1 protein-coding gene is annotated in these 16,455 nt (G+C 75.9%); it reads left to right on the forward strand.

From position 1 onward, the window contains the following. Positions 1-66 precede the first annotated feature (66 nt). A complete protein-coding gene (locus ACZ3YL_RS33775; protein ID WP_465661152.1) occupies positions 67-16,305 on the forward strand; it encodes a type I polyketide synthase in 16,239 nt (5,412 codons plus the stop codon). Positions 16,306-16,455 lie beyond the last annotated feature (150 nt).

The following is a 16,455-nucleotide window of genomic DNA, read 5'->3' on the forward strand; positions in this document are numbered from 1 at the left end:
GGACCCGCCGAGAAGCGCCGAGAAACGCCGAGAGACCCGCCTCAACACAGGAAGGCACCACCCCCCATGTCGAACGACAGCAAGCTCGTTGACTACCTCAAGTGGGTCACGGCCGACCTGCACCAGACACGCCAACGACTGCTGGAGGCCGAGTCAGGCCGGCACGAGCCGATCGCCATCGTCGCCATGGCGTGCCGCCTGCCGGGCGGGGTGACCACCCCCGAGGAGCTCTGGCGGCTGGTCGCGGACGGGCGGGACGGCATCACCGGGTTCCCCGCCGACCGCGGGTGGGACATGGCGGCGCTGCTCGGCGAGGGCAGCGGCAGCAGCGCCTCGATCGAGGGCGGGTTCGTCGCGGCCGGTGAGTTCGACGCGGGCTTCTTCGGGATCTCGCCGCGCGAGGCCCTCGCGATGGACCCGCAGCAGCGGCTCCTGCTGGAGACGTCCTGGGAGGCGTTCGAGCGGGCGGGCATCGACCCGGCGGGCCTGCGTGGCACCCGCACCGGCGTGTTCGTCGGCACCGCGGGCGTCGACTACGTCGGCGTGGTGATGAACTCGGACGAGGACATGGAGGGCCACGCGACCACCGGCCTGACGGCGAGCGTGCTGTCCGGCCGGGTGTCGTACACCTTCGGCCTGGAGGGCCCGGCCGTCACCGTCGACACCGCGTGCTCGTCCTCGCTGGTGGCGATGCACCTGGCGTCGCAGGCGCTGCGGGCCGGTGAGTGCACGCTGGCCCTCGCGGGCGGCGTCACCGTGCTGTCGACGCCGATGAGCTTCGCCGGGTTCTCCCGGCAGGGCGGGCTCGCGCCGGACGGGCGCTGCAAGGCGTTCGCGGACGCGGCGGACGGGACGGGCTGGGCCGAGGGCGCGGGCGTCCTGGTGCTGGAGCGGCTCTCGGACGCCCGCCGCAACGGGCATCCGGTGCTGGCCGTCCTGCGCGGCAGCGCCGTCAACCAGGACGGCGCGTCGAACGGTCTGACGGCGCCCAACGGTCCGTCCCAGCAGCGCGTCATCCGCCAGGCGCTGGCCGCCGCCGGGCTGTCGGCCGGCGAGGTCGACGCCGTCGAGGGCCACGGCACGGGGACGCCTCTGGGTGACCCGATCGAGGCCCAGGCGCTCCTCGCGACCTATGGGCAGGAGCGGGAACAGCCGCTGCTGCTCGGCTCGTTGAAGTCCAACATCGGCCACACCCAGGCGGCGGCCGGCGCGGCCGGCGTGATCAAGACGGTGATGGCGCTGCGGCACGGCGTGCTGCCGAGGACGCTGCACGTCGACGCGCCGTCCGCCGAGGTGGACTGGTCGGCGGGGGCCGTCGAGCTGCTCACCGAGGCCCGGGCCTGGCCGGAGGTGGACCGACCGCACCGCGCGGGCGTCTCCGCCTTCGGGATCAGCGGGACGAACGCGCACGTGATCGTCGAGGAGGCGATCGAGGAGGATGCTTCCGGGGCGGATCCCTCGGTCGCGCCGGGTGTGGTGCCGTGGGTGGTCTCGGCGAAGTCGGAGGCGGCGCTGAGCGCGCAGCTGGAGCGGCTCACGGGGGTGGGCGGCTCGGCCGGTTCGCCGGTGGACGTGGGGCTGTCGTTGGCGGGGCGCTCGCGGTTCCGGCACCGGGCGGTGCTGGTGGACGGGGCCGAGGTCGCGCGTGGGGTGGCGGGGGAGCGGTCGACGGCGTTCCTGTTCTCGGGGCAGGGGTCGCAGCGGCTGGGGATGGGGCGGGAGTTGTACGCCCGGTTCCCGGTGTTCGCGGAGGCGTTCGACGCGGTGTGCGCCGAGTTCGACCCGGGCTTGCGCGAGGTGGTGTGGGGCGAGGACGCGGAGCTGCTGAACCGGACGGAGTTCGCCCAGGCGGGGTTGTTCGCGGTCGAGGTGGCGCTGTACCGGCTGGTCGAATCGTTGGGTGTGGAGCCGGAGTTCGTGGCCGGGCATTCGATCGGTGAGATCGCGGCGGCGCATGTGGCCGGGGTGTTCTCGCTGGAGGACGCGTGCGCGCTGGTCGCCGCCCGGGGCCGGCTGATGCAGGCGCTTCCGGCGGGTGGCGCGATGCTCGCCGTGCAGGCGACGGAGGACGAAGTCCTGCCGCTGCTGGGCGATTTCGTGTCGATTGCGGCCGTCAACGGCCCGTCGTCGGTCGTCGTGTCGGGCACGGAGGAGGCCGTCGCGGCGATCGAGGCGCACTTCGCCGACTGCAAGACCACGCGGCTGAGGGTCTCGCACGCGTTCCACTCGCCGCTGATGGACCCGATGCTGGCGGACTTCCGCGAGGTCCTGAACGGGCTGACCTACCAGGCGCCTTCGATTCCGCTGGTCTCCAACCTCAGCGGCGCCCTCGGCGAGGACTTCACCACCCCCGACTACTGGGTGCGCCACGCCCGCGAGGCCGTCCGCTTCGCCGACGGCGTCCGCGCCCTGCGCGAGGCCGGGGCCACCGCCTTCGTCGAGCTCGGCCCCGACGGCGTCCTCGCCGCCCTCGCCCAACAGGACCCGGACACCCCCGCACTCCCGCTGCTGCGCCGCGACCGGCCCGAGGAACACACCCTGGTCACCGCGCTCGCCCGGCTGCACGTCGCCGGCGTCCCCGTCGACTGGGCGCGGCTGTTCGACGGCACCGGCGCCCGGCGCGTCGACCTGCCCACCTACGCCTTCCAACACGAGCGCTACTGGCCGCGCCCGGCCCGTCGGATCGGGGACGTGACCGGCGCGGGCCTGTCGCCCGCCGAGCACCCGCTGCTGGGCGCGAGCGTCGCGCTCGCGAACGCCGAGGGCACGCTGCTGACCGGTCGCCTGTCGCTGAAGGCGCAGCCGTGGCTGGGCGACCACCGGGTGGGCGGTGTGGCCGTCTTCCCGCCGACCGGGTTCCTGGAACTGGCCGTCCGGGCCGGTGACCAGGTGGCCTGCGACCGGGTCGAGCGGCTGACCCTCGCTGAGCCGCTCGTCCTGCCCGAGGACGGCGCGGTCGTCGTGCAGATCCAGGTGGACGCGCCGGTGGCCTCCGGCGCCCGCCCGGTGCGGATCTTCTCCCGCCCGGACGCCGACGCCGACGGCGCGTGGACGGAGCACGCCTCGGGCGAGCTCGTCCGAGGCGAGCGCACGGCCGGGTTCGACGCCTCGGTGTGGCCGCCGAAGGGCGCGGTCGTCGCGGAGCTCACCGGGCTCCGGGAGGAGGCGGACCTGGGCCCGGTCTTCGACGGGCTGCGGTCGGTCTGGCGGCGCGGCGAGGAGATTTTCATCGATGCGGTCCTGCCGGGCGAGGCGGCCGGTGAGGCCGGGGGGTTCGGTGTGCACCCGGCCCTGCTGGCGGCCGTCCTGCGGGCGGACGGCCGGGGGCTGGTGCCGGTGGCGTGGTCCGGGGTGTCGCTGCACGCCTCGGGTGCGTCCGTGGTGCGGGCGCGGCTCGTGCGCACGGGCGCGGAGACGCTCGCGCTCGCCCTCGTGGACGCTGCCGGGGAGCCGGTGCTGTCGGCCGAGGCTCTGACGCTGGCCGAGCCGGCGGCGGTGGCCGTTCATGGGACGGCCGGGTCGCTGCTGCGACTGGAGTGGGTGCCCGCGCCCTCGCGTGCGGGTGAGCCCGTGACGGCGGTGACGCTGGGGGAGGACCTGGCGTCGCTCGGCGAGGTGCCGGACGTCGTGATCGTGCCCGTGGCGGGCGGTTCGTCGCCCGAGGCGGTGCACGAGGTGACGGTGTGGGCGCTGGGCCTGGTGCAGGAGTGGCTGGCCGAGTCGCGGTTCGCTGACGCGCGCCTGGTGTTCGTCACCCGGGGAGCCATGGCGGGTGGCGAGGACCTCGTCGGCGCCGCCGTGTGGGGCCTGGTGCGGGCGGCCGAGTCGGAGAACCCGGGCCGGTTCGTCCTCGTGGACGCGGACGGTGAGCTCCCGCTGGACGCGGTGCTGGCCGTGGGCGAGCCGCAGGTGGTGGTGCGCGACGGCGTCGTCCGGGTGGGCCGACTGACCCGTGCCGCGCTTGCCGACGAACCCTCGTCCGGCTGGGGCACGGGCACCGTGGTCGTCACCGGTGGCACCGGCGGCCTGGGCCGTCTCGTCGCACGCCATCTCGTCACCGAACACGGCGTTCGGGAGCTGCTGTTGCTGAGTCGGCGCGGGGGCGCCTCCGAGCTGGTGGACGCGCTGGCGGAGCTGGGCGCCCGCGCCGAGGTCGTGGCCTGTGACGCCGCCGACCGGGAGGCGCTCGCGCAGGCCCTGCACGGCCGGAGGATCACGGGCGTCGTGCACGCGGCGGGTGTGCTGGACGACGGCGTCGTGAGCGCGCTGACGCCCGAGCGGCTGTCGACCGTCCTGCGCCCCAAGGTCGATGCCGCCTGGAACCTGCACGAGCTGACCAAGGACCAGGACCTCACGGCCTTCGTCCTGTTCTCCTCCATCTCGGGCGTCATGGGCAGCGCCGGTCAGGGCAACTACGCGGCGGCCAACGTCTACCTCGACGCGCTCGCGCACCGGCGCCGCCAACAGGGCCTGCCCGCCCAGTCGTTGGGCTGGGGCGCCTGGATGCCGACGGCCGGCATGACCGGGACCCTTTCGGAAGCCGACCTGCACCGCATCCACGCCTCCGGCGTCCCGCCCCTCACCGAGGAGGACGGTCTCGCTCTGCTCGACGCCGCCATGGCCGTCGACGAGCCGTACCTGGTCGCGACCGGGCGCATGGCCGCCGGCACCCGCCCGCGCGGCGAGGTACCCACGATGTTCCGCGCCCTCCTGCCCGCAGGGCGCCGCACCGCCTCCGCCACCGGCACCGGCGCCGCCGCCGTGACGGCCCTCGCCGCCCGCCTCCACGAGCTGCGCGAGAGCGAGCGGCTGCGCCACGTCGTGGACCTCGTCCGTACCGAGGCCGCCGCCGTCCTCGGCCACGCCTCGCCGCAGGCCGTCGCCGCCGATCGCGACTTCCACGACCTCGGCATCGACTCCCTCACGGCACTCGAACTGCGCAACCGCCTGACCGCCGTCACCGGCCTGCGCCTCCCGGCAACGCTGGTCTTCGACCACCCGACGCCCGCCGCGATCGCCGAACTCGTCCTCGCGGAGGTGCTCGGGCGGCACGACGAGCCGCTCGCCCCGGCCGCGGCGGCCGCCGCCACCGCCGACGACCCGATCGCGATCGTCGGCATGGCCTGCCGCCTGCCCGGCGGGATCGGCACGCCCGAGGAGCTGTGGACACTGGTCGCCGAGGGCCGCGAGGGCATCTCCGACTTCCCGACCGACCGCGGCTGGGACCTCGACACCCTGCTCGGCGGCGGCCCCGACGACCGGGGGCGCAGCGCCACCGCGAAGGGCGGCTTCCTGTACGGGGTGGCCGACTTCGACGCGGCCTTCTTCGGCATCTCGCCGCGTGAGGCCCTCGCGATGGACCCGCAGCAGCGGCTCCTGCTGGAGACGTCCTGGGAGGCCGTCGAGCGCGCCGGGATCGACCCGACGACGCTGCGCGGCAGCCGGACCGGCGTCTTCGTCGGCACGGGCGGCCAGGACTACCTGACGCTCGTCATGAACGCCAGGGAGGACATCGAGGGCCACGCGAGCACCGGCCTGGCCGCGAGCGTGGTCTCCGGCCGGATCTCCTACACCTTCGGCCTGGAGGGCCCGGCGGTCACCGTCGACACGGCGTGCTCCTCCTCGCTCGTGGCGATGCACCTGGCCTCGCAGTCCCTGCGCAGCGGCGAGTGCACGCTGGCGCTGGCCGGCGGCGTCACCGTGATGTCGTCCTCGCTCGGCTTCCCCGGCTTCACCCGGCAGGGCGGACTGGCCCCGGACGGCCGCTGCAAGGCGTTCGCGGACGGTGCCGACGGCACCGGGTGGTCCGAGGGCGCGGGCGTCCTGGTGCTGGAGCGGCTCTCGGACGCGCGCCGCAACGGGCATCCGGTGCTCGCCGTCGTGCGCGGCTCCGCCGTCAACCAGGACGGCGCCTCGAACGGTCTGACGGCCCCCAACGGCCCGTCCCAGCAGCGCGTCATCCGCCAGGCCCTCGCCAACGCGCGCCTCTCGGCGGCGGAGGTCGACTTCGTCGAGGGCCACGGCACGGGCACCACCCTGGGCGACCCGATCGAGGCCCAGGCGCTCCTCGCCACCTACGGGCAGGAGCGCGAACGCCCGTTGCTGCTCGGCTCGTTGAAGTCCAACATCGGCCACACCCAGGCCGCCGCCGGTGCGGCCGGCGTGATCAAGGCCGTGCTGTCGATGCAGCACGGCGTGCTGCCCCGCACGCTGCACGTGGACGCGCCGTCCTCGCACGTCGACTGGACGGCCGGTGACATCCGGCTGCTCACGCGGGCCGAGGAGTGGCCGGAGACCGGCCGACCGCGCCGCGCGGGCGTCTCGGCCTTCGGGATCAGCGGCACCAACGCGCACGTGATCGTCGAGCAGGCTCCCATGATGGATCGGGTCGAGGAGGCGGGAGCGGCGCCGGACGTGGTGCCGGGCGTGGTGCCGTGGGTGCTGGCGGGCAAGTCGGAGGCGGCGCTGGACGCGCAGCTCGCACGGCTCGCCGGGCTGGACGCCTCGCCTGTCGACGTCGGCCTCTCACTGGCCGCCGGGCGGTCGCGGTTCGCGCACCGGGCGGTGCTGCTGGACGGCGCCGAGGTGGCCCGGGGCGTCGCCGACGGCGAGTGCAGGACAACGCTGCTCTTCTCCGGACAGGGATCCCAACGGCTTGGCATGGGACGGGAGTTGTATGCCCGCTTCGCGGTGTTCGCCGAGGCCTTCGATGCGGTCTGTGCGCAGTTCGACCCGGCCTTGCGCGAGGTGGTGTGGGGTTCGGACGCGGAGCTGCTGAACCGGACGGAGTACGCCCAGGCCGGGTTGTTCGCCGTCGAGGTGGCGCTGTACCGGCTGGTCGAATCGCTGGGCGTGCGGCCGGAGTTCGTCGCGGGCCATTCGATCGGTGAGGTCGCGGCGGCGCACGTCGCCGGGGTGTTCTCGCTGGAGGACGCCTGCGCGCTGGTCGCCGCCCGGGGCCGGCTGATGCAGGCGCTTCCGGCGGGTGGCGCGATGCTCGCCGTGCAGGCGACGGAGGACGAAGTCCTGCCCCTGCTAGACGAGTTCGTGTCGATCGCCGCCGTCAACGGTCCGAGTTCGGTCGTCGTCTCGGGGACGGAGGAGGCCGTCGCGGCGATCGAGGAGCACTTCGCCGACCGCCGGACGACGCGGCTGCGCGTGTCCCACGCCTTCCACTCGCCGCTGATGGACCCGATACTGGAGGACTTCCGCGAGGTCCTGAACGGGCTGACCTACCAGGCGCCTTCGATTCCGCTGGTCTCCAACCTCAGCGGCGCCCTCGGCGAGGACTTCACCACCCCCGACTACTGGGTGCGCCACGTCCGCGAGGCCGTCCGCTTCGCCGACGGCGTCCGCGCCCTGCGCGAGGCCGGGGCCACCGCCTTCCTCGAACTCGGCCCCGACGCGGCCCTGTCCCCGGCCGTCCGCCAGACGCTCGACGACGCCCCGGCGGCGGTCGTCGAGCCGGCCGGCCGCCGCGGCCGCCCCGAAGAGACCGCCCTGCTGACCGCCCTCGCCCGCCTCCACGTCGTCGGCGTGCCCGTCGACTGGACACGAGTGTTCGACGGCACCGGTGCCCGCCGCACCGGCCTGCCGACCTACGCCTTCCAGCGCGAACGCTACTGGCCGCAGACGCACGCCCCGGCCGGACGCCCCGGCGCCGCCGCGCCGGACGACCCGTTGGACGCCCGCTTCTGGGCCGCCGTCGAGGGCGAGGACCTGGACGCGCTCGCCGCCGACCTCGCCGTGGACGGCGACGCGCTCGGCGCGGTGCTCCCCGCGCTGTCCGCTTGGCGGCGCCACCACCGGGACCAGTCCCTGCTGGACGCGCTGCGCTTCCACGAGTCCTGGCGCGCCCTGCCGGGCGGCTCCACGGCCCGGCCGTCCGGCCCGTGGCTGGTGGTGGCACCGGCCGAGGGCGGCGACGAGGCGTGGGCCGAGGTGGCCTGCGAGGCCGTCGGACCGGACGTGCTGTGCCTGTCCGTCCCCACCCCGGCGCGCGCCGAGCTCGCCACGCTGCTGCGCGAACTGCCCTCGACCGGGCGCCCGTTCACCGGAGTCCTGTCCCTCCTCGCGCTCGGCCGGGGCGCCGGGCCGGCCGCCGCGACCCTCGCCCTGGTGCAGGCGCTGCGCGACGCCGACGTCACCGCGCCGCTTTGGTGCCTGACGCGCGGCGCGGTCGCCGTGGCCCGTACCGAGGCGCCCACCGCACCCGAACAGGCCGCCGTGTGGGGCCTGGGCCGGGTTGCCGCGCTGGAGCACCCCCAGCAGTGGGGCGGCGCCGTGGACCTGCCCGAGACACCGGACCAGTCCGCCGTGCGCCGCCTGGCCGCCGTGCTCGCCGGTGCGGACGGCGAGGACCAGATCGCGATCCGCACCGCCGCCGTCCACGCCCGCCGCCTCGTCCCGGCCCCGGCCGGCGCGCAGGACGCGGGCTGGACGCCGGGGGACACCCCGGGCACCGTGCTGATCACCGGCGGCACCGGCGGCCGGGGCGCCGCCGTGGCCCGGCAGCTCGCCGCCGCGGGCGCGAGCCACCTGCTGCTGGCGAGCCGCCGCGGGCCGAACGCCCCCGGCGCCGCCGACCTCGCCGAGGAACTGAGCGGCCTGGGCGCCGTCGTGACGATCGCCTCCTGCGACGTCGCCGACCGCGAGGCCCTCACCGCCCTGCTGGCCGCGATCCCCGCCGACGCCCCACTGACCGCCGTCGTCCACGCGGCGGGCACGGTCGACGACGGCGTCCTCGACGACCTGACGCCCGAGCGCCTCGCCGCCGTCCACCGCGTCCGCGCCGAGGCCGCCCTCCACCTGGACGAGCTGACCCGCGGCCTCGACCTGACCGCCTTCGTGCTCTGCTCCTCCGTCGCCGGCGCCGTCGGCACCCCCGGCCGGGCCACCCTCGCCGCCCCGACCGCCGTCCTGGACGCACTCGCCCAGCGCCGCCGCGCCGAGGGCCTGCCCGCCACCTCCGTGGCCTGGGGCGCCTGGGTCGGCGCCGAGTACACCGGCATCGACCCGGCCGCCCCGGCCGAGGACGACGGACGGACCCAGCGCGCCGCCGTACCCGCCCTGCACCCCGACCTCGCCCTGGCCGCGCTGCGCCAGGCCGTCACCCGCCCGGCCCCGGCGCTCGTGCTGCTCGACCTGACGCAGCCGCAGGTCCTGGAGAGCCTCGTCGGCCTGCGCGGCAACCCGCTGCTGCGCGACCTCCCCGCCGCCGGGCCCGTCCTGGAGGCCGCCGCCGCGGCCCGCCGCGACTACGCGACCGCCGCCTCCGAGCTCACCGGACGCCTGCGCGCGCTCACTCCGGCCGAGCGGACCACCCTCCTCACCGATCTCGTCCGCACCCACGTCGCCTCCGTGCTCGGCTACGCCGACAAGTCCGCCGTCGCCCCGGACCGCAAGTTCCGCGACCTCGGCTTCGACTCGCTGACGGCCGTCGAGCTGCCCGCCCGGCTCGGCGCGGCCACCGGCCTCAAGCTGCCCGCCACCTCCGTCTACGACTACCCGACCGCCCAGGCCCTCGCCGAGCACCTCCTCGCCGAGCTCCTCGACACCCCCGCCGACCCGCTGCCGCCCGCCGTGCGGGCCGCGGCCGACGACACCGACCCGATCGCGATCGTCGGCATGGCCTGCCGCCTGCCCGGCGGCGTCACCTCGCCCGACGAGCTGTGGCGCCTGGTCTCCGAGGGCGGCGACGGCATCGCCGGCTTCCCCAGGGACCGTGGCTGGGACCTGCGGACCCTCCTCGTCGGCGACCGCGACGGCCGCGGCCGCAGCACCACCCTGGAAGGCGGCTTCATCGACGCCGTCGCCGACTTCGACGCCTCCTTCTTCGGCATCTCGCCGCGCGAGGCCCTCGCCATGGACCCCCAGCAGCGCCTCCTCCTGGAGACCTCCTGGGAGGCGCTGGAGCGCGCCGGGGTCGACCCGCAGAAGCTCGGCGGCAGCCGCACCGGCGTCTTCGTCGGCACCAACGGCCTCGACTACGCGACGCTCATGATGAACTCGCGCGAGGACATCGGCGGCCACGCCGGCACCGGCCTCGCGTCGAGCGTGCTGTCCGGGCGCATCTCCTACACCCTCGGCCTGGAGGGCCCGGCCGTCACCGTCGACACCGCGTGCTCGTCGTCCCTGGTCGCCCTGCACTGGGCCGCCCAGGCGCTGCGCAACGGCGAGTGCGGACTCGCCCTCGCGGGCGGCGTGACGGTGATGACCACCCCGGTGAGCTTCGCCGGATTCACCGTCCAGAACGGCCTCGCCGCCGACGGCCGCTGCAAGGCCTACTCGGACGCCGCCGACGGCACCAACTGGTCCGAGGGCGTCGGCATGGTCGTCCTGGAGCGGCTGTCCGACGCACGCCGCAACGGCCACGAGGTGCTCGCGATCGTGCGCGGCAGCGCCGTCAACCAGGACGGCGCCTCCAACGGCATCACCGCGCCCAACGGCCCGTCCCAGCAGCGCGTCATCCGCCAGGCCCTGGCGAGCGCCGGCCTGACGCCCGCCGACGTCGACGCCGTCGAGGGCCACGGCACCGGCACCGCCCTCGGCGACCCGATCGAGGCCCAGGCGCTCCTCGCCACGTACGGCCGCCACCGCGAACGGCCGCTCCTGCTCGGCTCGCTGAAGTCCAACATCGGCCACACCCAGGCCGCCTCCGGCGTCGCCGGGGTGATCAAGACCGTGCTCGCCATGCGGCACGGCGTGCTGCCGAAGTCCCTGCACATCGACCGGCCGTCCACCGTCGTGGACTGGACGGCGGGCTCGATCGACCTGCTCACCGAGGCCCGGCCCTGGCCCGAGGTCGACCGGGCCCGGCGCGCCGGGGTGTCCTCGTTCGGGATCAGCGGCACCAACGCGCATGTGATCCTCGAACAGGCCCCCCTGGTGACCGAGTGCACCGAGCACCAGCGCGTGCTGCCGGCCGTCGTCCCGTGGGTGCTCTCCGGCCGCTCCGAGGAGGCGCTGGAGACCCACCTCGCTCGCGCCTCCGCGCTCGAACTCTCCCCGCTGGACATCGGGTTCTCGCTCGCCACCGGGCGCTCCGCCTTCGAGTACCGGGCCGTGCTGCTCGCGTGCGGTGAGGGGCTGACGGAGGTCGCCCGAGGCGTCGCGGCGGACCGCTCGACGGCCTTCCTGTTCTCCGGGCAGGGCTCGCAGCGCCTCGGCACGGGCCGGGAGCTGTACCCGCGCTTCCCGGTCTTCGCGGACGCCTTCGACGCGGTGTGCGCGGTGCTGGACGAGCACCTGGACCAGCCCCTGCGCACGGTCGTGTGGGGCGAGGACGCGGAGCTGCTGAACCGGACTGCGTACGCCCAGGCCGGGTTGTTCGCCGTCGAGGTGGCGCTGTACCGGCTCGTCGAATCGCTGGGCGTGCGGCCGGAGTTCGTCGCGGGCCACTCGATCGGCGAGATCGCCGCGGCCTACGTCGCGGGCGTGTTCTCGCTCGGTGACGCCTGTGCCCTGGTGGCTGCGCGCGGCCGGCTGATGCAGGCGCTTCCGGCGGGTGGCGCGATGCTGGCGGTGCAGGCGACGGAGGACGAAGTCCTGCCCCTGCTAGACGAGTTCGTGTCGATCGCCGCCGTCAACGGTCCGAGTTCGGTCGTCGTCTCGGGGACGGAGGAGGCCGTCGCGGCGATCGAGGAGCACTTCGCCGACCGCCGGACCACGCGGCTGCGGGTGTCCCACGCCTTCCACTCGCCGCTGATGGAACCGATGCTGGCGGACTTCCGCGAGGTCCTGAACGGGCTGACCTACCAGGCCCCTTCGATTCCGCTGGTCTCCAACCTCACCGGCGCCCTCGGCGAGGACTTCACCACCCCCGACTACTGGGTGCGCCACGTCCGCGAGGCCGTCCGCTTCGCCGACGGCGTCCGCGCCCTGCGCGAGGCCGGGGCCACCGCCTTCCTCGAACTCGGCCCCGACGGCGTCCTCACCGCCCTCGCCGAGCAGAGCCTCGGGGACGACGCGGCGGACTGCGTGCGGGCCGCCGCCCTGCGCAAGGACCGCGCCGAGGAGCGCTCCCTGCTGACCGCCCTCGCCGTGCTCCACACGGCCGGCGTTCCGGTCGACTGGGCGGCCCCGTTCGCCGGCACCGGCGCCCGCCGGGTCGACCTGCCCACCTACGCCTTCGACCACCGCCGCTACTGGCCGCGCCCGGCCGCCCTCACCGGCGACGTGACCTCCGTCGGCCTCGTCTCGGCCGAGCACCCGCTGCTCGGCGCCGCCGTCCCGCTCGCCGACGACACCGACGGCGTGCTGTTCACCAGCCGCCTCGCCCTGCGCGTCCACCCGTGGCTGCTCGACCACCGGATCGGCGGCCACCTGGCCTTCCCCGCCGCCGCCTTCGTCGAACTGGCCGTCCGGGCCGGCGACCAGGTCGGCTGCGGCCGGATCGCGGAGCTCACGCTCGGCGACCCGCTGCCGCTCGCCGAGGACGACGAACCCGTCGTGCAGGTGCGCGTCGGCGCCCCCGACGACACCGGCGCCCGCCCGGTGGCCTGCTACGCCCGCCCCGGCGACGCCGCTCCCGACGAGCCGTGGACGCACTGCGCCACCGGCACCCTCGTGCCCCAGGAGAGCGACCTGCCGGACCACGCCCAGGCGGCCTGGCCGCCGGCCGGCGCGCTCGCCGTCGATCTGGACGGCTTCTACCGCGAGCCCGGGCGCGGCCCGGCGTTCCGGGGCCTGCGCGCCGCCTGGCTGCGCGGCGAGGAGGTGTTCGCCGAGGTCGAACTGGACGGCGAACCCGGTGAGGACGCCCGCTACTTCGGCCTCCACCCGGCCCTGCTCGACGCCGCCCTGCACGCCGCCGTGCTGATCGGCGTCGGCACCGAGGAGCAGCTGCCGCAGCCCCAGGCCTGGCAGGGTGTCGCCCTGCACGCCGGGGGAGCGGCCGCCCTGCGGGTGCGCGTCGCCCGCCTCGGCGAGGGCGAGGACACCGTGTCCGTCACCGCCACCGACCCGGCGGGCGGCGCGGTGCTGACCGTCGGCTCGGTCGCCCTGCGCGCCCCGCAGACCGCCACTGCCGCCGCCCGCGCCGGCCGTGACCCGCTGTTCCGGATCGAGTGGGTGCCCGCCCCGGCCACGCCGCCCGCCGCCACGGCGCCGAGCTGCACGGCGCTCGGACGGGACGCCTACGGCACGGGCTCCTCGGCCGCCACGCTCGCGGACCTCGGGCGCCCGGTGCCGGACCTCGTCCTGGTCGCGCTGGACAGCCCGGCCGGTGACGTCCCGGAGGCCGTTCACGCCCACACCACGCGGGTGCTCGCGCTCATCCAGGACTGGCTGGCCGAGGACCGGGCCGCCGCCTCCCGGCTGGTGTTCGTGACCCGGGGCGCCGTCCGGGCCGCCGACGGCGAGACCGTCCGCGACCTGCCCGGCGGCGCCGCCTGGGGCCTGGTCCGCTCGGCGAACTCCGAGCACCCCGGCCGCTTCGCCCTGCTCGACGTCGAACGGACGGAGGACGCGGCCGCGGTGCTGCCGCTGCTGCCCGGACTGCTGGCCGACGGCGAGGCCCAGTTCGCCGTCCGCGGCGGCGCGCTGCGGGTCGGCCGACTGGCCCGGCTCGTGGACGCGGCGGGGCTGCTGCCCCCGGCGGGCACGCCGTGGGTCCTGGACGGCCTGCTTCCCGACGGCCTGGCGCTCGTGCCCTGCCCCGAGACGGCCGGGCCGCCCGCGGCCGGGCAGGTGGCCGTCGCCGTCCGGGTCGCCGTCCACGGAGGCAGCACCGGCGCGGCGGGGGTGGTGACGGAGGTCGGTGACGGCGTATCGGACCTGCGCCCGGGCGACGGGGTGTTCGGCGTGCTGCCCGCGGGGCCGAAGGCGGCCGCCGACCGGCGTCTGCTGGCCCCGCTGCCCGACAGCTGGTCGTTCGAGGCTGCTGCCGCCCTGGCCGCTGACTTCGTTCCCGCCCGGCAGGCCCTCGGTCGCGCACCGGCCGGCCGGACCGTCCATGTGCACGCCACCGCGGCCGGACCGGCCACCGCCGCCGTCGAGCTCGCCCTGCGGCTGGGCGCCGAGGTGTCCGCCACGGCGCCCGACGGGCTGCGCGACGCCCTGCTCGGCCACGGCCTGCCGCCCGAGCGGCTCGTCGACCGCGCGGCGTCGGGCACCGACCTCGTCCTCGACGGCGACGCCTTCGCCCGACTTCCCGTACCGGACGCCGACGAGACCGCCGCGATCCTCGCGGAACTCCTCGGCCTGGCGGAGAGCGGCGAGCTCACCCCGCCCCCGACCGTGGCGCACGACATCCGCGACGCCCGCACCGCGCTCGCCGCCCAGGCGTCCGCCACCCGGACCGTCCTCACGATGCCCGCGGAGCGCGACCCCGACGGCACCGTCCTGATCACCGGCGGCACCGGCGCCCTCGGTCGCCACCTCGCCCGCCGCCTCGCCGTCACCGGCGCCCGCCACCTGCTGCTCACCAGCCGCCGTGGACCGGACGCGCCCGGCGCGGCCGAACTCCTCGCCGACCTGGGGGCCCTCGGCGCCGAGGCCCGCGTCGTCGCCTGCGACACCGCCGACCGCGCCGCCACCGAGGCCCTGCTCGCCGGCATCCCCGCTGAACACCCGCTCACCGCCGTCATCCACACGGCCGGCGTGCTGGACGACGGCATCGTCACCGCCCTCACCCCCGAGCGGCTGTCCGCCGTCCTGCGGCCCAAGGTCGACGCCGTCTGGCAGCTGCACGAGCTCACCCGGCACCTGGACCTCGCCGTCTTCGCCGTCTTCTCGTCCATCGCGGGCGTCATGGGCAGCCCCGGCCAAGGCAACTACGCCGCGGCCAACGCCTTCCTCGACACCCTGATCGACCACCGCAGGTCCCTCGGGCTGGCCGGCACCTCGCTCGCCTGGGGCCCGTGGGCCCAGGAGTCGGGCATGACCAGCGAGCTCAGCGAGACCGACATGCGGCGCATGCAGTCCGGCGGCATCCCGCCGCTCTCCGTCGAGCAGGGCCTCGCCCTGTTCGAGGCCGCCCTCGGCTCCGCCGAACCCCTCGTCATCCCGATGGGCCTGGCCGCCGGGGGCATGCGCCCCCAGGGCGAGGTGCCGCCGCTGTTCCGGGGACTCGTCCGCGCCGCCCGGCGCACCGCCTCCGGGGGCGGCGCGAGCGGCGCCGACGCGGCCGCCGGCTTCACCCGGCAGCTGCTCGACCTCAACGAGCGCGACCGCATGCGCTACCTCGTCGACACCGTCCGCGCCGAAGCCGCCGCCGTCCTCGGCCACCCCTCCCCGGAGGCCGTCGAGGCCGAACGCGACTTCTACGAGCTCGGGTTCGACTCGCTCACCGCCGTCGAACTGCGCAACCGGATCGCCGCCGTCACCGGTCTGCGGATGCCCGCCACCGTCGTCTTCGACAGCCGGTCGCCAGTCGAGCTCGCCACCTGGATCCGCAGCGAGCTCGCCGACCAGCGCACCGAGGACGGTGCCGGGGAGGCCGTGCTCGTGCCCGGCGGTGCACCCGAACTCGACTCCCTGGAGCGGCTGTTCACCGATGCCCTGGCCAACGGCAAGGTGCCCGAGGCCCAGCGCATGCTGGCCACCGTCGCGGCCCTGCGGCCGACCTTCGAGGCGACCGCCGAACTGGAGGACCTGCCCTGGGCGACCCGCCTCGCCGAGGGGCCCCGCCCGACCCGGCTGATCTGCGTGAGCGCGCCGACGGCCAACGCGGGCGTGCACCAGTACGCCCGGCTCGCCGCCCACTTCCGCGGTGAGCGCGAGGTGTCGGCGCTCCCGCTGGTCGGCTTCGCCACCGGCGAGCGGCTGCCCGCCAACCCCGAGGTCGCCACCCGGGTGATCGCCGAGAGCGCCCTGCGCGCCGGCGACGGCCACCCGTTCGTCCTCGCCGGCCACTCCTCCGGCGGCTCCTTCGCCTACGCCGCGGCCGGGCTGCTGGAGCACACGTGGGGCATCCGCCCGGCGGGCGTCGTCCTCTTCGACACGCTGAGCTTCCAGCACAACGCCGACGAGGGCACCGACTACACCGGCATGATGCGGCTCAACTTCACCGGCGCCGACTCGCCGGTGCGGCTGACCAACTCCCGGCTGTCCGCCATGGGCCGCTGGATGGTCCTGCTCAACCGCCTGGAGGTCCAGCACACCACGGCCCCCGTCCTGCTCGTCACCTGCGACCGCGCCCTGACGGGCGTCGACGAGGCCCCCATCGAGCAGCGCGCCCAGGCCGAACCGCTCGTGCCGGGCGCCCGGGTGGTCGGTGTCGACGCCGACCACCTGTCGATGATCCGCGAGGACTCGGCCCTCACCGCCCAGATCGTGGAGGAGTGGCTGCGCGGACAGGAGTGACCGTTCGGCGGACGGGCGTGCCGGGCACCTACGGGTGCCGGGCACGCCCGTCCTGCTGCGCGCTCTAGGGAAAACCGGGGCCGTCCGTGGCGAGACTGGGCGGGCGACGGGTCGGACCTGACGTCAGGAGTCCGCGATCGGCGCCGGAAA

Source organism: Kitasatospora sp. NPDC023176 (genome assembly GCF_055560495.1).